Here is a 16,609-nt window from a genome sequence, read left to right as displayed (position 1 = left end):
CGATGGCACGCCCTCACGACCTGCTGAAACTGAATCGCTCACCGCTGGCGAGCGACGCGCCCGCTTGGGCGCACGCGGCGCTGAGCCGCATTCCTTTTGCCGTGGTGCGCCGGGCGGTCTACGCCAACGCCGCGATTCCCATCGGCATCCGCGGCGAGGTGCGCACGCAACGCCATGCGGCTTACGCGAAGCGTGAGGACATCGCAGCAATCGTCGGCCCGGAGCAGTTATTGGCCGCCGCCCCGTCCGCCGACCGCCGCAACCTCGGCGCGTTCGTCGCGCTCGCCGGACTGCGCACAGTGCGCCGCCTCGCGCGCTATCAGTGGGGGCCGACGGGCAGCGCCGGTTTCGAGCTCGCCACGCGCCTACCGACCGTCAGCGCATCGAGCGACCTCGATTTACTCGTGCGCGCACCGGACGAAATGGCGCCGGGCGAGGCGGCCGCCCTCCTTGCGGACATCCAGGCCGCAGGGACCATGGCCGGCGCACGCATCGACGTTCAACTCGAAACGCCGGCGGGCGCCATCGCGCTTTCGGAGTGGGCGGCGGCCAAGCCGCGCACGATGCTCAGGACTCCGAACGGCCCGTGCCTGGTCGACAATCCCTGGTCGGCACAGCCGGTCGACCCATCGCCCATGCGAGGCGCATGATGCTCGCCTGTCTTTTTCCGGGCCAGGGCGCGCAAAGCCCGGGCTTCCTCCACCGGCTGCCTGAACATCGGGTCATCCGGGAGACCGTCGATCAGGCATCGGCGGCGCTTTCGATCGATGTCCTCGCGCTCGATACGTCAGATGCGCTGCGCTCGAGCGTGGCAGTGCAGATCGGCCTCGTCGTGGCCGGTGTGGCATCGGCGCGCCGTCTCGCCGATGAGGGATTCGACATCGCGATGTGCGCCGGCTTGTCCGTCGGCGCCTACGCAGCCGCGGTGACCTGCGGCGCGCTCGGGTTCGAAGACGCGCTCGCGCTCGTGAAGCGGCGCGCCGAACTGATGGAAGCCGCCTACCCGAGCGGCTACGGCCTTGCCGCCATCGATGGGCTGACCGAGCACGAAGTCGAGGCACTGGCCGATCAGATGGCACGGGAGCATGCAGTGCGCGTCTACGTCGGCAACGTCAACGCTCCCCGGCAGATCGTCGTCGCGGGCTCCGACGAAGCACTCGAAGCATTCAATGCGCGTGCGCTCGAAGCGGGCGCGCATCGTGCCAAGCGACTCGCGGTCAGCGTCCCGTCGCATTGCGAGCTGCTTGCGGCTCAATCGGACGAACTGTCGTCGTATGCGGCCCAGATTCCGTTTCATGCGCCTCGCGCGCTCTACATCGGCAATCGTCGGGCGCGGCCGCTGCGCGCCCCGGACGCGATCCGCGCAGATCTGGCTACCAATATGCGCTATACCGTGCGCTGGTTCGACGCCCTGACATCGATCGTCGAACTGGGGGCATCGGTGCTCGTCGAAGCGCCCCCGGGCCAGGTGTTGACATCCATCGCACAGATTGCCTTCCCGGAGGTCCCCGCGCTTTCGGCGTGCGCGATGCCCGACGAGCGGCTCATTCCGGTGTTGCGCAAACGCATCACCCGGGAAACCAGATAGACGCATCGGCGATGCGCATTCTCGAGTGTGCGAAAATGCGCGGCCCTACGCGTTTGGATCGAACGGATCGCTTGACGCAAGAGCGCATATATCCATATCGTAGGGTCAATCCGATCGAATCTCAGCGAAGTCCGAGAATGCACCCGAATGGTGGAGACAAATGGCGGTAAAACGATGCGCGCGCGAATCAGACGAATAGGAAGCGTCTTCTCGCGTTGGGGCGGGCCGAGCGGGGTTGTACTCGGCGCAATCGTCATCGCCGCGATCATGGTTGCGCTCTCCGTGATCTCGCTGTATCAGGGGCGGCTCAGCGCATTCGAGCGCGCCGAAGATATTTCTAAAAGCCTCGCGCTGATTGCCGAGCGGGACATTACGCGCAATTTCGAGATTTACGCGCTCTCGCTGCAAGCCGTCGTCGACGGTGTAAGCAGTCCGGTGACGATGGAATTGCCGCCGCAGGTACGCCAGGACGTGCTTTTCGATCGCGCGACGACGGCCCAATATCTGGGCTCGGTGCTGGTGCTCGACGAGAACGGTAATATCGTCCTCGATGCGGCCGGTCCCGTGCCCCGGCACGGCAACTTTTACCACCGCGAGTATTTCCAGATCCACCGGGATCGCCCGGATGTCGGTCTTTACATCAGCGACCCGTTCCAGTCCCAGTTGCGAGCCGGCTCGCCGAGCATTGCGCTGAGCCGCAGGATTTCGCGCCCCGATGGCTCGTTCGCCGGCATCGCGCTCATGGCGATCAATCTCGAGTACTTTCACGACCTGTTCGCCGGGCTGGCTCTGGGACCGCACGGCTCGATGTCGCTGATCGGCGAAGACGGCGTCATGGTGATGCGCCAACCGTTCGATCCGAAGATCATCGGTCGCAATATCCGGTCTGCCAGCACGTTCCGCCGCTTCATGTCGGCGCCCGAGGGCACCTTTACGGACACCGCTTCGATCGACGGCGTGCGCCGGCTCTACTACTTCAAGCACCTGAAAGGATTGCCGCTCATCATCATGACGGCCCAGGGCGAGGACGATATCTACGCGAGCTGGCAGCATCGGGCGCTGCCGGTCCTCGCACTGATGGTGGTGCTCGCGCTCGCGTTCGTCGCACTCGCCATCATGCTGAGCGTACAGCTGCGGCGGCGCCTGCTCGCCGAATCCGAATTGCAGCTGCTCGCCCGCGTGGACGGCCTGACCGGGTTGAACAACCGCCTCATGCTCGGTGAAATCCTCGAGCACGAATGGCGTGAGACGCGCCGCGCACGGCGCGCCCTTTCGCTGCTCTTCGTCGATATCGATCACTTCAAAGCCTACAACGATACCTACGGGCATCAGGCCGGCGACAATGCGCTGCTCGAGGTCGCGCGCTGCATCAGCGCGAACATCCGTTTGCCGAACGACAGTGCTGCACGCTACGGCGGCGAGGAGTTCCTGATCGTGCTGCCCGACACGCCGGCGACCGAGGCGGCTCAAATCGCCGAGCGGATTCGCAACGCAATTGCGAACCTCGACATCGTCCATGCGAGTAGCGAGTTCGGCCGCGTGACGGCGAGCATCGGTTTCGCGACCTGGGACCCGGAACGGGATGTCGACGAGCAAACCGATGCGGCCAAAGTGATCAAGGCGGCCGACGAGGCGCTCTATCACGCGAAGGCCGCAGGCCGCAACAAGGTGCTGCCGGGCGAGGCCGCCACGGCGAACTGAGAGGCGCGCAGCCGCAGCGTTTTTGATTTCGGGAAGCGGCCAGCGCGGCTTCCCGAACCGCTGCACGCTGGCGTCTATGCGATCTCGAACTCGATTTTCCCGAACCCTTCGATCGTGCCGTGCACGCGAGCGGGCGCTTTCGCCATATAAAGCGGCGTATACGAGCCCGTTGTCAGCACGGTACGCGCGGGAATGGAATGACCGTTTCGCAGCGTCTGCGCGACGAGCCATGCGACGAGGCGGCGCGGATCGCCCGCGGGGTGCTTCGCGCGGCCGCTGAAAATCTCGTGCTCCCCGCAGCGAAACGAGACCTGCGGCGAAGCGAAATCGAAATTCTTGTCGTAGGGCCGCGAATCCCCGATCACGAGCGCACCGTTGTTCTGCAAATCCGCCAATTGCAGCAGCGGATCGATCTTGGGCCACCCTTCATAGCGGCTATCGACCACCTCGACGACCACCGACATCGTATCGATCGCGTCCAGCGTCTCTTCGGCCCGCTCGGCGAACGTCCGGTCGATATCCTCGGCAAAACTGAACGCGATCTCGAGTTCGAGCCCGAGCCGCGTGTAGTCGGCCAGACGCACGCCCTTCGCCGCGCCGAAAACGCGGCGCGCCGGCAATGGCGCATAGGACGGCTCGGCGGTGGGCGAGGCGGCTCCGATCTTGTAACCGGCGCATCCGCCCAACTCGGCGAGCACCGATTGCTGGACGACGTAGGCTTCCTCGGCATCCGCGGGCGTCAACGCAGCGATCGATCCCGCATCGATCAACCGATGCGTGCGGTGCGCCTCGATCAGTTGAGCGGCAAGCGTTTGTGTCGGGGTCATGATTCGCGTCTCCTCAATTCGAATGGCCTGCGATGGCATCGGACCAGCGTCTCGTCAGCGCGCTCGCAAACAACGGGCCACCCGCCCCGAACTGCGTCGGAGGATCAGAACTTATGGCGAAGGCCGACACGGCCGACGACCTGCCGGGAGCTGCCCGACAAGTCGGCCGCACCCGGCACGTAGGCATTATCGAGGCTCGAGCCGGTCGCGTCGCCTCCGACTTTTTGGAACGCGCCCTGGATGTAGACATCGGTCCGGCTGGAAAGGTTGTAATCGGCCATCAAACCGAACGAATGAATCTTCGGCCTTGCGCTGCCGAGCGCGGTGTTGTACGTCTCCAGCGTGTAAACATATTGCGCGCCGACATAGAGCGTGGGCGTGAGCTGATACTTGCCGTTGATCTCGAAGTTCTGGAACCGGATCGAGGTCACGGCCGCACCGGCCAGCGGTCCGGTGACCGGCGCCAGCGTCTCGCCCGTCGTCATCTGATTGAGATAGCCATTGGCAGTCGGATCGCGCACGTCCGCATTCGTGTAGGCGAAGCCCGCGGTCGCCGGGCCAAATGTATAGTTGACGCCCGCGCCGAAAATACGCAGCCGGCTTGCTACGAAATTGGTATCGCCGCCATTGCCGATCGCGCCCGTTGCATTGGCGGACGGATTGTTCGCCTGCAGATAAGCCGCGGCAAAGAGCAATCCGGCATTCGCGTATTGCCCGCCAATGCTGTACTGGCGATTATTGGCGAAGTTCGTACTATTGCTAAAGCTATAAGTACCGCCGAATTGCGCGCCCGCGAAATCAGGACTCAAATACTTGACGGTATTGTTGACGCGGAAGGTGTTGTCGGTGTTGTCGTTATCGAAAGGATGCGAGAACAGCAGACCGCCCCAACTGCCGTTGGCCGTCGTCGGCGCGAGGAAGTCCACCACCGAGTCGTATTGGCGGCCTACCGTCAGCGTGCCGTATGAATCGCTGGCCAGCCCCACGTAAGCCTGCCGGCCGAACATCAGGCCGCCCTGGCCCAGACGTCCATTGCTCAGATTGAAACCGTTTTCGAGCTGAAACACCGCTTTGAGACCGCTACCCAACGACTCGGTGCCCTTGAGCCCCCATCGGCTGCCCTGCACAAACCCGCTTTGCAACTCGTAGTCGTGATGACCGAGCACATTGTTCGTGAAGTCGAAGCCTTCGTCGATCAGACCGTAAAGCGTCACACTGTTCTGCGCGAACGCAGGCCCGGCGAATGCCGTCAGCACCGCCAGCGCCACGATATGCTTTTTCATGAAGCCTCCCAACCGTCCGCTTGGGTCATTTTTGTTGCGTTTTTGTTGTTTGGCCGGCATGACGCCGTCAGTCACTCATGGAGCGATGGTGGCATGACTGATCCGTTGCGTCTATCGGGAGACGAACCCCGCGCGCGCAGTCGTTGCCCAATCGCCACTCGCCCATCAAACGACCGTTTGACACGACGCTGGCCCCGCGGTAAACGCGGGCCTCAATCCCGATCGCAAAAAATAGCGGTGATGAACGGCGCGACGTGGTGCACGATCGCATTGCTGTGCGCTGCGTCGACCGAGGCCTTGACCTTGGGCGTCGAGCCCCATACCACGGCGCCGTACGCGGAACGCGAAAGACGCGTGCCGCTGCCCTTGCGAAAAATCGGATCGCCCTCCTCGTAGCCGACTATCGCGAACACCGGGTAGCCGAACGCGCGCAAGTCCACCCCTTTGACGAGGTTGAAAGCGTTGATGGAATTCGATTCCACGCGCGTCGGCTCGCTATCGATCTGTCCGGCGTCGATCAGGCTGTGGATAAACGTATGGGCGGACACATTGCAATGGAGCGCGTCGTCGAGCGGCGCGCATGCGCCCGCCTGGGGCAGCGCTGCGGCAATAGCGACGGCGGTGGCAGTGACGAGGTACTTGTTCATGCACGTGGATGGAGTCGATCGAACCGTCCGGCGAAACGCGCGATGAGGCGGATTGCGCAGATGGACAACGAGCGATCCGCCGTTCCCGGCAACGCGACGAAGCCGACATTGACGCACTCGAAGGCGCCTGAAGGCACGCACTTTACCGTTTTTATCGATCTCTCGCTGCAACAGTCCGTAACGCGCGATGCAAGGATGAACGCACTAAAAGTGAAAACCGTATATATTTGCACGGATGGATAATTGCGCCGATACGAACGCTCAAGCCGCCCCGCAAGTCCCGCCGCCGCGTACCTGGGACGCTCGACTCGCACGCTGGCTCGTCACGCCGCTCAAGGACACGCGCATCGTGCCCAACCACCTCACGACCCTGCGGCTCGTCACAGGCCTGGCCGGGGCGGCCGGTCTCGCCATGGGCGATTTTGCGTGGACCAATGCGGGCGCGTTGCTGATCGTGCTGTCCAATTTCATCGATCACACCGACGGCGAGCTCGCGCGCATCAGCGGCAAGTCGAGCCGGTTCGGGCATCTCTACGATCTCGCGAGCGATGCGCTCGTCACCGTCGCGCTGTTCGTGTCGATGGGCGTCGGGATCGCGAAACCGGGCGAATCGGCATTCGCGTTGCCCATTGCGCTGGGGGCGATCGCGGGCGTTGCCGTCGCGCTGATTTTCTATCTGCGCATGCGCATCGAATCGATCGCCGGCAAGGCGGGGACGCGCCAGGCATTCGCCGGCGGCTTCGAGACCGAAGACGTGCTGTACCTGCTGCCGCTCGTCACGCTCGCGCATGGAATCGAACCGTTCATCGATGCGGCCGCGATCGGCGCGCCGCTCTTCGCCGTCTGGGTCACGTTCGATTATTGGCGAGTCGTGCGGCGGGGGCGCCCCGCGCAGCAAGCGGCCGAGCTGCGGATGTCACGATGAGCGGGCCCGCCTCCGAAGACGACGCGCTCGCCACGCGCGAAGCGCCCGCGATGCCGCAAGGTCACGCCGATATCGGCTCGCTCGATCGGCAGTTGGCCGCGCGACTCGGTCGGCTTGCCCCCGCTGGATTGCAGCGCGAGTTCGCGAGACAGGGCGCATTTCTCTATCTCGAGGATTTCTTGCCGGCCGAGGTGACCGCAAGACTGGCCGCGCTCGCACACGCGCTGTTGCCGGCCGTCAATCGCAACTATCTGCCGGGACACAAGCAAGGCGGCAGCGTCAGCCGTCATACGATCGACCGGCTCGCGCCGTTCATCGCCGAGCTCTATCGGTCGCGCGAACTGATGGCATGGCTCGAATCGATCACCGGCGCCCGCCTGCTGCCATCGCCGGGGGACGACCCGCACGCGTACGCCCTCTATTACTACACGCGCGCCGGCGATCACATCGGTTGGCACTACGACACCTCCTACTACGAAGGCACGCGCTATACGGTGTTGCTCGGCGTCGTCGACGATTCGTCGTGCCGGCTCGACTACGAGCTGCATACTCGCACGCCGAACGTCTCACCCGTCGCCGGCTCGATTCAATATCCCCCAGGAGCGCTCGTGCTGTTCGACGGCGACAAGCTGCGACACCGGATCACGCCCGCGGGTGCCAACGAGATGCGGGTCTCGCTCACGTTCGAATACGTCACCGATGCGCGCATGCGCCCCTGGCGGCGCTTCATTTCGAACATGAAAGACGCCGTCGCCTACTTCGGCTTTCGGCAGGTGTTCAGCAAGCCATCGCTGCGCGCGAGCGCGGGCGGCGGACCGGGGGACTCCGCATGACCCGGGCGGCCTTGGCGTTGCTCTCGCTGGGCACCGCTGTCTTCGTTGCGCTCATTGCATGGCAGGGATTCGGCGCGGTGGCCGGTACGCTCGCCGCGGCCGGATGGGGGCTCGCGCTCGTCGCGCTCTTTCATTTGCTGCCGCTCGTCATCGATGCGGGTGCGATTCGCGTGCTCGCGACGCGGCATACGACATTGACCGATACGGTTTTCGCGCGCTGGGCCGGCGAATCGGTCAACAGCTTGTTGCCGGCCGGCCAGCTGGGCGGCCCGGTGCTGATGGCCCGCCATCTTGCGCAGCGCGGCATGCCGATGCCGAGCGCCGCCGCGGCCGTCACGGTCAGCACCACGATGCAGGCCGTGGCGCAAATCGTCTTCGCCTGCCTCGGACTCGCCGCGTTCGCGGCCGTCGCGGCGGTTCCGGCCCGCTTGGCCACACCGGGCGTGCGCATGGCGATGCTGATCGCGGGCGTTGCGCTCGGCGTCTGCGTCGCGGCATTTTTCATCGCCCAGCAGCGCGGCGTATTCGGCCGCCTCGTGCGTGCGGCGTCGAAGGTGTTCGGCAAGCGCGATGGCGGTGCGCTCGCCGCACGGGCCGATACCATCGACGAACACGTACGCGCGCTCTACCTTCGCCGGGGCCGCGTGGCCGCCACGTTTGCCTTCAGCCTGGCCGGCTGGGTCGTCGGCACCGGCGAAGTCTGGCTCGCGCTGCGCTTTCTCGGTCATCCGGTCGGCTGGCTCGATGCGTTGCTGCTCGAAAGCGTGGGGCAGGCCATCCGAGGCGCCGCATTTGCTATTCCGGGTTCGCTCGGCGCACAGGAAGGCGGCTACCTGCTGCTCGCACCGCTCGTGGGGCTGCCGCCCGAAACCGCGCTGGCGCTCTCGCTGGCCAAACGAGCCCGCGAGCTCGCGCTGGGCTTGCCCGGCCTCGTTTATCTGCATTGGAGCGAACGCAGATGGCGGCAACGCCGCGCAGCCGCAACGGGCCCGGTCGATGACGACGGGCCGCGGCCCCGGGCATCGATTTTATAGCTTCGACTTCACGAGCCGGTCACTTCAGCCGGCCCCTTGCAAGGAGACAATCGCTATGCGAGCGATCATTCTCGCCGCCGGGCTCGGCCTGCGTCTGCAGATGCCGGCCGGCGAGCAGCATCCGAAATGCCTGCTGCGCTTTCAGGGCATCACATTGCTCGAGCGCCACCTGCGTGCACTGCGCAGCGCGGGCGTCACCGAAGTGGTCCTTGCGCTCGGTTTCGAGCCGCAACAGGTGAGCGCCGAACTGGCGCGCATCGAGTGGCAGCCGGCGCCCGAAATCGTCCTCAACCCGCGCTACGAGCTCGGCAGCGTCCTGACGGTTCACACCGTTGCGAATGCGCTCACGCGCGGCGGCGACGTCTTGCTGATGGATGCCGATGTCCTCTACGACGAAGCGATCCTGCAGGCCCTGACGGCCGGTGCCAGCGCGGACCGCTTGCTGCTCGATCGCGACTTCGAGGCGGGAGACGAGCCGGTCAAACTCTGTCTCAAGAACGGCGTGCCCATCGAGCTTCGCAAGCAGCTCGCGGTAGGGCTCGACTACGACACGATCGGCGAATCGGTAGGCTTTTTTCGCTTTCGCGAAGACACGGCGCGGCGACTCGCGCAGATCGTCGCGCAATACGTCGACGACGGCCGAAGCAACATGCCGCACGAGGAAGCCGTACGCGATCTGCTGCTCGAAAGCGGCAACCGTTTCGAGGTGGCCGATGTCACCGGCATGCCTTGGGTCGAAATCGACTTTCCCAACGATGTGAAGCGGGCCGAGCAGGAAGTGCTGCCGCGCCTCGCACCGATTGCAGGAGCCATTCAATGAATGCACGCGAACCGATGAACTCCGCCCCGGCACGCTCGCGTTTTGCGCGGCTGCGCGAGATGATCGCGAGCCAGGAGCTCGAATTCATCATGGAGGCACATAACGGCTTGTCCGCGCGCATCGTGCGCGAGGCTGGCTTCAAAGGCATCTGGGCCTCCGGCCTCGCCATTTCCGCGCAGTTCGGCGTGCGCGACAACAACGAAGCCAGTTGGACGCAGGTGGTCGACACGCTCGAGTTCATGGCCGATGCGAGCGATCTGCCGATCCTGCTCGACGGCGATACCGGCTACGGCAACTTCAACAACGTGCGCCGGCTGGTGCGCAAGCTCGAGCAGCGCGGCATTGCGGGCGTGTGCATCGAAGACAAGCAGTTTCCGAAGACGAACAGCTTCATCGGCGGCGAGCGCCAGCCGCTGGCCGATATCGACGAATTCTGCGGCAAGATCAAGGCCGGCAAGGATTCGCAGTGCGAAGCGGATTTCTCGATCGTCGCACGCGTCGAAGCGCTCATCGCCGGGTGGGGCATGGACGAAGCGCTCAAGCGTGCCGAAGCTTATCGCGCCGCGGGTGCCGATGCGATCCTCATCCACAGCAAACTGTCGCGCCCCGACGAAATCCTGACCTTCGCGCGCGAATGGGCGGGCCGTGCGCCGCTCGTCATCGTGCCGACGAAGTACTACAGCACGCCTACCGAGGTGTTTCGCAAGGCCGGCATCAGCCTCGTCATCTGGGCCAATCATTTGATCCGTGCCGCCGCGTCGTCGATGCAGGCGGTGGCAAGAGAGATTCGCGACAGCGAAACGCTCGTGAACGTGGAGGAGCGCATCGCGACCGTCGACGAGATCTTCCGCCTGCAAGACGCCGACGAATACTCGAGCGCCGAGCGCCTTTATCTGTCCAGCACGCGGCGCGCCGGCGGCGCCGTGGTGCTGGCCGCCAGCCGCGGCCGCGGGCTGGAAGCCGTCACGGAAGACCGACCGAAAGTCATGCTTCCTGTCGCAGGCAAACCGCTTTTGCGCTGGCTCGTCGACGCGTTCAAGCAGCAACGGGTCAACGAGATCACCGTGGTCGGAGGCTATCGCGCCGATGCGATCGAGCCGACCGGCATCCGGCTCGTCGTCAACGAGCAGCACGCTCAAACGGGCGAACTCGCATCGCTCGCCTGCGCACGCGATGCGCTCGCCGGCGACACCGTTATCTCGTACGGCGACCTGCTCTTTCGCCATTACATCCTGCGCGATCTCGTCGAAAGCGATGCGCCGTTCACGGTTGTCGTCGACTCGTCGCAGACGCAACCGTCGAACCGCAGTGTGCGCGATTTCGCGTACTGCTCGGCGGCCGACGACCGCGCACTGTTCGGACAGAAAACCTATCTCGAGCGGATCCGCTCGGGCTCGCATGCGGATGCCGCGGCCCATGGCCGATGGATCGGTCTGCTGGGTGTGCGGGGCGCCGGATGCGCACGGCTGACGGCCATGCTGGACGAAATGCGGCAGCAGCCCGATTTCGACGCGCTCGATATGCCGGCGCTGATCAATGCGCTGATCGACGCGGGCGAGCGCATCGAAGTGCAGTACGTTCACGGGCATTGGTGCGGCGTCAACGACCTCGAAGATTTCCGCCGCGCCGGCGATTTCGCGCACGCACAAGCGCCGCTGGGCGCCGCGCGCAACGGCGGGGCCAACGGAGGCCCGCGGTGATCGAAGCGCAACAGTTCGTCGAGGCGGCGCGCCGGCATGGGTTCCACTGGTACGGGGGCGTGCCCTGTTCGTTTCTGACGCCGTTCATCAACTATGTGCTGCAAGACCCCGGACTGCACTATGTCAGCGCGGCCAACGAAGGGGACGCCGTGGCGTTCGCGGCAGGCATCGCACTCGGCGCGCGCAACGGCGTGCGGGCCGTCACGATGATGCAGAACTCCGGGCTCGGCAATGCGGTGAGCCCGCTGACTTCGCTGACCTGGACGTTCCGGCTGCCGCAACTGCTGATCGTCACCTGGCGCGGAGAGCCCGGCGTGTCGGACGAGCCGCAGCACGCGTTGATGGGTCCGATCACGCCGAAACTGCTCGAGACGATGGAAATACCGTGGGAGCGCTTTCCTTGCGAAGTGCACGAGATCGAGCCCGCGCTCGGGCGCGCCGTCGCCCATATGAACGAGACGGGCCGCCCGTATGCTCTAGTGATGCAAAAAGGCAGCGTCGCGCCGTATCCGCTGAGCGGGCAGCCCGTCGCGCGTGCGACCCATTGCCAACCCCGCGCGCAGTGGCGGAGGCTGCCGGTCGATTCGCTCCCTACGCGGCACGAGGCGTTAAAGCGCGTCATCGAGCTCACGCCGCCCGATTCGACCGTCGTTCTCGCATCGACAGGTTTCTCGGGACGCGAACTCTACGCGATCGACGACCGCCCGAATCAGCTCTATATGGTAGGTTCGATGGGTTGCGTGACGTTGTTGGCGCTCGGCTTGTCGCTCGCGCGGCCCGATTTGCGCGTCGTCGCGCTCGACGGCGACGGAGCCGCGCTGATGCGCATGAGCGCATTCGCAACGCTCGGCGCTTACGGCCGGGGCAATCTGCTGCATCTGCTCGTCGATAACGGCGTGCACGATTCGACGGGCGGCCAGGCCACGGTCTCGCCGCACGTCTCCTTCGCCGCGATTGCCGCCGCCTGCGGTTACGCGTCGGCAATCGAGGGCGACGATGCGAGCGTGATCGATGCGCTCTTCGACGATGCCGGCCCGAGCTTGCCCGACGCGCCCCGCTTCGCGCGACTGACCGTGCGCCGCGGTACGCCCGAGGGACTACCGCGGCCCACCGTCTCCCCGGTCGACGTCAAGACGCGGCTCATGCGCCATCTCGGCGCCCCTACCGGAGTGTGATAGATGCTGCTGCTCAACCCTGGCCCCGTAACGTTGACGGAGCGCGTCCGCCAAAGCCTGCTCCGAACCGATCTGTGCCATCGCGAAAGCGAGTTCTACGACTTGCAGGACGAAGCGCGCGCGCGTTTGCTCGACGTCTACGGTCTTGACGCCGCGACATGGTCCGCCACCGTGCTGACCGGATCGGGCACGGCCGCCGTCGAAAGCATGGTTGCCTCGCTCGTACCGCGCGAGGGCAAGCTGCTCGTCGTGCAAAACGGCGTCTACGGCGAGCGGATCGTCGATATCGCGCGGCAGTACGGCATTGCGCACGACGTACTCGTCCATGAGTGGACGGCCGCGCCCGATCTCGGCCGCATCGCGGCGCAGCTCGAGGCCGATCGCGCGATCACGCACGTTGCCGTAATCCATCACGAGACGACGAGCGGGCGCCTCAATGACATCGACGCAATCGGCCAGCTCTGCAACGAGCGAGGCGTGCGTCTGCTCGTCGACGCGGTGAGCAGCTTCGGCGCCGAGGCGATCGATTTCGCGAGCGGCGCGATTGCGGCGGTTGCGGCCGGCGCCAACAAGTGTCTCCACGGTGTGCCCGGAGCGGCATTCGTCATTGCCCGGCACGATGCGCTCGAACACGCGGCGAGCCGGACCTACTACCTCGACCTGAGCCGCCTGGCGCGCTTGCAAGCCGAGCGCAACACGCCGTTCACGCCGGCCGTGCACGCTTACTATGCGCTCGTCGAAGCGTTGCGGGAATTCCGCGACGAAGGCGGCTGGCAGGCGCGTCATGCGCGTTACGCGGCCCTCGCCGAGCAAGCCCGCGCCGGGCTGGCCGCGCTCGGAATCGAGGCCGTGCTGCCGCCCGAACGTTCGTCCGTCGTGCTGCGCGCCTATCGGCTGCCGCATGGCGTGCCGTTCGAGCCGTTCCACGACGGGCTCAAGGCGCACGGGTTCGTGATCTATCCAGGTCAGCGTGCGCTGTACGACAGCGTCTTTCGTATTTCGACGATGGGCGCGATCGAGGCCGGCGATATCGACCGGTTCCTGCAGGCGGTCCGGTCGTCGATCAAGTAATGCGAGCGTATTCGGAGAACAAACGATGACCGCAGTACCGCAGTACGATTTTCGCAGCGACACCGTGACCCGGCCGGACGCGGGCATGCGCAGCGCGATGGCACAAGCCGTTGTCGGCGACGACGTATTCGGCGACGATCCCACCGTCAAGCGCCTCGAAGCGGAACTCGCCGGGCGGCTCGGCAAGGAAGCCGCGCTTTTCGTCCCGTCGGGAACGCAATCGAACCTCATCGCGCTGATGGCCCATTGCGAACGCGGCGACGAGTATCTCGTCGGGCAGCAGGCTCACTGCTACCGCTGGGAAGCGGGCGGCGCGGCGGTGCTGGGCAGCATCCAGCCTCAGCCGATCGAAAATCAGGCCGACGGCACGCTGCGTCTGGCCGACATCGAAGCCGCGATCAAGCCCGACGATCCGCACTTCGCCCGCTCGCGGCTTCTGGCTCTCGAGAACACCATCGGCGGTAAGGTATTGCCGATCGCCTATATGGAAGAAGCGGCAGCCCTGGCGCGCCGCCACGGGCTCGCCTGCCACCTCGACGGGGCGCGCGTGTTCAATGCGGCCGTCGCGCTCGGCGAACCGGTCGCCAGGCTTGCGCGACCGTTCGATACCGTCTCGGTCTGCCTGTCGAAAGGGCTCGGTGCCCCCGTTGGGTCGGTGCTCGTCGGCTCCGCCGCGCTGATCGCGAAGGCGCGCCGCCTGCGCAAGATGTTGGGCGGCGGCCTCAGGCAAGCCGGCATTCTGGCCGCCGCGGGCCTTTACGCGCTCGAGCACAACGTCGACCGGCTGGCCGCCGATCACGCGAACGCGAAAACGCTGGCACTGGGGCTGGGCAAGCTGCCCGGCGTGACGGTTGCCGAGCCCGATACGAACATCGTATTCGTCGAGATCGCGCCGCGGTACGCAAGCGCATTCGCCGCGTATCTCGCCGATCACGGCATCGGCATCACGTCCGCATATGGCGCGACGCGCCAGCGTTGGGTGACCCATCTCGATGTGGATCGCGAAGCGGTCGAGCATGCGCTCGCCGTCGCGACGGAATTCTTTTCGATGCAGACCTGATTGAGCAGGCAGCGGATCATGGAAGCCACGAATTTTTCCTTGCGCGCGTACTTCGAGCGGATCGGCTACCGGGGTCCGGAAGCGACCGATCGGCAAACACTGACGGCGATCATGCGGCACCAGTTGCGCGCTGTGCCGTTCGAAAACCTCGACGTGCAGGCGGGCAAGGTCGTCTCGCTCGTGCCTGAAGACATCGTCGAGAAGATTCTCGACAACGGGCGAGGCGGCTACTGCTATGAGGTCAACGGGCTGTTCGCGATGGCGGTGCAGGCGCTTGGCGTGCCCTATCGTATGGTGGGTGCTCGTCCGCGCACCTATGCGAGCCGCCGGCCGAAGACGCATATGGCGCTCATTCTCGCGTTCGAGGGCGAGCGGTGGCTTTTCGACCTCGGCTTCGGCAGCCACGGTATCCGTGCGCCGCTATCGCTCGATCGCCCCGACACGGACGTCGTGCAGGACTTCGATATCTATCGGCTCGAGAAAATCGGCGACGATCGGTATCTGTTACGAACCGTCGTGGAAGGGAAATGGGCCGATCAATACGAGTTCGATCTTTCTCCTCAGGAATGGGTGGACTTCGTGCCGGCCAATTTTCTGAACTCGAAGCATCCCGATTCGATCTTCGTCCAGCACCTGGTTGCCGTCCGGCAGACGGACGAAGGGCGCATAATTCTCCTCGACAATACGTTCAAGATCATCGCACGGGGCCAAATGGAGTCACGCAGCGTTGCGCCGCACGAACGCGATGCCGTCTTGCTCAGTGAATTCGGGCTCGTCGCACCACGTTAGCGGCACGTTAGCGCCACGTTAGCGGCACGGACGACACGGAACGCGCGGATGACGCGGACCGCGGACGGACGGGTGGAGCGGCCCCGCTGTCACAAAACCGGGGCCGCCCTCGTCTTGAGAGTGTCCCCTCGTCGTCGCCGGCGGCAACGCCGCTCATCAGCATGGATACGTCACATCTCAGTTCACCCCCCGATCCGTTCGACGCGTTGCGTCCGCGTCTTTTCGCCATTGCCTACCGCATGCTGGGTACACGCGCCGACGCGGACGACGTACTTCAGGACGCCTGGTTGCGCTGGCATCAGACGGATCGCGCCGCGCTCCAGTCCCCCGAGGCCTGGCTCGTCACGATCGTCACGCGCCTGGCCATCGACCGGCTGCGAGCCGCCAAGGCTGAACGCGATCATTACGTGGGATCCTGGCTACCTGAACCGCTGGTCGAAATCGACGAGCGCACGCCGGAAACGGCTGCGGAGCTCGCAAGCGAGCTTTCGGTCGCCCTGCTCTGGGTGCTCGAGCGACTCGCTCCCGAAGAGCGCGCCGCGTTCTTGTTGCGTCAGGCATTCGATCAGGACTACGAAGAGATCGCCGCGCTGCTCGGCAAGAGCGAAACGGCCTGCCGGCAGATGGTGCATCGTGCGGTGGAACGGGTCCGGCAACAGCGTGTGAGGTTCGATGTCTCCGAAGAAGCGCACCGGCGCGTCGTGGCGAAGTTCAAGAAAGCCGCGGAAAGTGGGGATCGCAATGCCCTCCAGGCGCTGCTCGCGGACGATGTCGAGCTCGTCGGGGATGGCGGCGGCAAGGTGCCGTCGACGCTCAAGACTTTGCGCGGTGCCTATCGCATCGCCAATCTCTATTGGGCGACCTACCGGCGCAACCCGCAAATCGTCTATCGCATGGCACGCATCAACGGCGAGGCAGGCCTCTTACGTTATGTCGACGGCCGGCTCGAATCGGCACAGACGTTCGTCGTCGACGGCGAGCGGATCGTCGCGGCGTATCTCGTGCGCAACCCCGACAAGCTTGCCCACATTCCCCCGCTCCAGCAATGACCGCCCGGAGCTGCTCGTTGGCGAGCAAGCGGGCGCACTGTCACAAACGCGCGGGCACTACCGTCTTGAAGGTATGGAGGCCGCAGGGTGCGGCACTCCGCTTTCAT

16 protein-coding genes are annotated in these 16,609 nt (G+C 65.1%); 13 read left to right on the top strand and 3 right to left on the bottom strand.

Annotation, left to right across the window (positions count from 1 at the left end):
• Positions 1 to 2: 2 nt before the first annotated feature.
• The 3 genes from ACR9ZC_RS01830 to ACR9ZC_RS01820 all read left to right on the top strand — a co-directional run bounded on the left by ACR9ZC_RS01830 (position 3) and on the right by ACR9ZC_RS01820 (position 3,289).
• Complete coding sequence (locus tag ACR9ZC_RS01830) at positions 3 to 650, top strand: malonate decarboxylase holo-ACP synthase (protein WP_481578880.1); 648 nt, start codon at positions 3 to 5, stop codon at positions 648 to 650.
• Positions 650 to 1,588, top strand: a complete 939-nt coding sequence (gene mdcH / locus ACR9ZC_RS01825; RefSeq protein WP_481579687.1) for a malonate decarboxylase subunit epsilon — start codon at positions 650 to 652, stop codon at positions 1,586 to 1,588. The genes ACR9ZC_RS01830 and mdcH overlap by 1 nt, the downstream gene beginning before the upstream one ends.
• A 174-nt stretch (positions 1,589 to 1,762) precedes the next feature.
• Positions 1,763 to 3,289 carry a sensor domain-containing diguanylate cyclase gene (locus tag ACR9ZC_RS01820; protein ID WP_481579686.1) on the top strand — a complete coding sequence of 509 codons (1,527 nt, stop codon included), beginning with the start codon at positions 1,763 to 1,765 and terminating at the stop codon, positions 3,287 to 3,289.
• A 74-nt stretch (positions 3,290 to 3,363) separates the two neighbouring features.
• Here the strand turns inward: ACR9ZC_RS01820 and ACR9ZC_RS01815 are convergent, their stop codons facing one another.
• From ACR9ZC_RS01815 to ACR9ZC_RS01805, 3 genes are all read right to left on the bottom strand, one after another.
• Positions 3,364 to 4,116, bottom strand: coding sequence for a 2-keto-4-pentenoate hydratase (locus ACR9ZC_RS01815; protein ID WP_481578879.1), 753 nt, complete (start codon positions 4,114 to 4,116; stop codon positions 3,364 to 3,366).
• A gap of 104 nt (positions 4,117 to 4,220) precedes the next feature.
• Positions 4,221 to 5,399 carry a porin gene (locus ACR9ZC_RS01810; RefSeq protein WP_481578878.1) on the bottom strand — a complete coding sequence of 393 codons (1,179 nt, stop codon included), beginning with the start codon at positions 5,397 to 5,399 and terminating at the stop codon, positions 4,221 to 4,223.
• Positions 5,400 to 5,611: 212 nt separating this feature from the next.
• Positions 5,612 to 6,046, bottom strand: a complete 435-nt coding sequence (locus ACR9ZC_RS01805) for a hypothetical protein (protein WP_481578877.1) — start codon at positions 6,044 to 6,046, stop codon at positions 5,612 to 5,614.
• Between the two features lie 235 nt (positions 6,047 to 6,281).
• On the opposite strand from ACR9ZC_RS01805, the gene ACR9ZC_RS01800 reads away from it, so the two are divergent.
• From ACR9ZC_RS01800 to ACR9ZC_RS01755, 10 genes are all read left to right on the top strand, one after another.
• Positions 6,282 to 6,971 (top strand): CDP-alcohol phosphatidyltransferase family protein, encoded by a 690-nt coding sequence (locus ACR9ZC_RS01800; RefSeq protein WP_481578876.1) that lies wholly within the window; start codon positions 6,282 to 6,284, stop codon positions 6,969 to 6,971.
• Positions 6,968 to 7,804, top strand: coding sequence for a HalD/BesD family halogenase (locus tag ACR9ZC_RS01795; RefSeq protein ID WP_481578875.1), 837 nt, complete (start codon positions 6,968 to 6,970; stop codon positions 7,802 to 7,804). The genes ACR9ZC_RS01800 and ACR9ZC_RS01795 overlap by 4 nt, the downstream gene beginning before the upstream one ends.
• Entirely contained in the window at positions 7,801 to 8,838 is a 1,038-nt protein-coding gene (locus ACR9ZC_RS01790) for a lysylphosphatidylglycerol synthase domain-containing protein (protein WP_481578874.1), read from the top strand. The genes ACR9ZC_RS01795 and ACR9ZC_RS01790 overlap by 4 nt, the downstream gene beginning before the upstream one ends.
• Positions 8,839 to 8,893: 55 nt before the next feature.
• A complete protein-coding gene (locus ACR9ZC_RS01785) occupies positions 8,894 to 9,658 on the top strand; it encodes a phosphocholine cytidylyltransferase family protein (RefSeq protein ID WP_481578873.1) in 765 nt (254 codons plus the stop codon).
• Positions 9,655 to 11,358 carry a phosphoenolpyruvate mutase gene (aepX, locus tag ACR9ZC_RS01780; RefSeq protein WP_481578872.1) on the top strand — a complete coding sequence of 568 codons (1,704 nt, stop codon included), beginning with the start codon at positions 9,655 to 9,657 and terminating at the stop codon, positions 11,356 to 11,358. Before ACR9ZC_RS01785 ends, aepX begins: the two co-directional genes overlap by 4 nt.
• Positions 11,355 to 12,533 (top strand): phosphonopyruvate decarboxylase, encoded by a 1,179-nt coding sequence (gene aepY / locus ACR9ZC_RS01775; RefSeq protein WP_481578871.1) that lies wholly within the window; start codon positions 11,355 to 11,357, stop codon positions 12,531 to 12,533. Before aepX ends, aepY begins: the two co-directional genes overlap by 4 nt.
• A 3-nt stretch (positions 12,534 to 12,536) precedes the next feature.
• A complete protein-coding gene (locus ACR9ZC_RS01770) occupies positions 12,537 to 13,604 on the top strand; it encodes a 2-aminoethylphosphonate aminotransferase (RefSeq protein ID WP_481578870.1) in 1,068 nt (355 codons plus the stop codon).
• A gap of 25 nt (positions 13,605 to 13,629) precedes the next feature.
• Complete coding sequence (gene ltaE / locus ACR9ZC_RS01765; protein ID WP_481578869.1) at positions 13,630 to 14,664, top strand: low-specificity L-threonine aldolase; 1,035 nt, start codon at positions 13,630 to 13,632, stop codon at positions 14,662 to 14,664.
• Positions 14,665 to 14,682: 18 nt separating this feature from the next.
• Positions 14,683 to 15,453, top strand: a complete 771-nt coding sequence (locus tag ACR9ZC_RS01760) for an arylamine N-acetyltransferase family protein (RefSeq protein ID WP_481578868.1) — start codon at positions 14,683 to 14,685, stop codon at positions 15,451 to 15,453.
• Between the two features lie 161 nt (positions 15,454 to 15,614).
• Positions 15,615 to 16,502, top strand: a complete 888-nt coding sequence (locus ACR9ZC_RS01755; RefSeq protein WP_481578867.1) for an RNA polymerase sigma-70 factor — start codon at positions 15,615 to 15,617, stop codon at positions 16,500 to 16,502.
• Positions 16,503 to 16,609 lie beyond the last annotated feature (107 nt).

The organism is Trinickia sp. HAY1-2D (assembly GCF_056754935.1).
The sequence above is the reverse complement of the archived record's forward strand: the minus strand, read 5'-3'. Positions and strand labels throughout refer to the sequence as shown.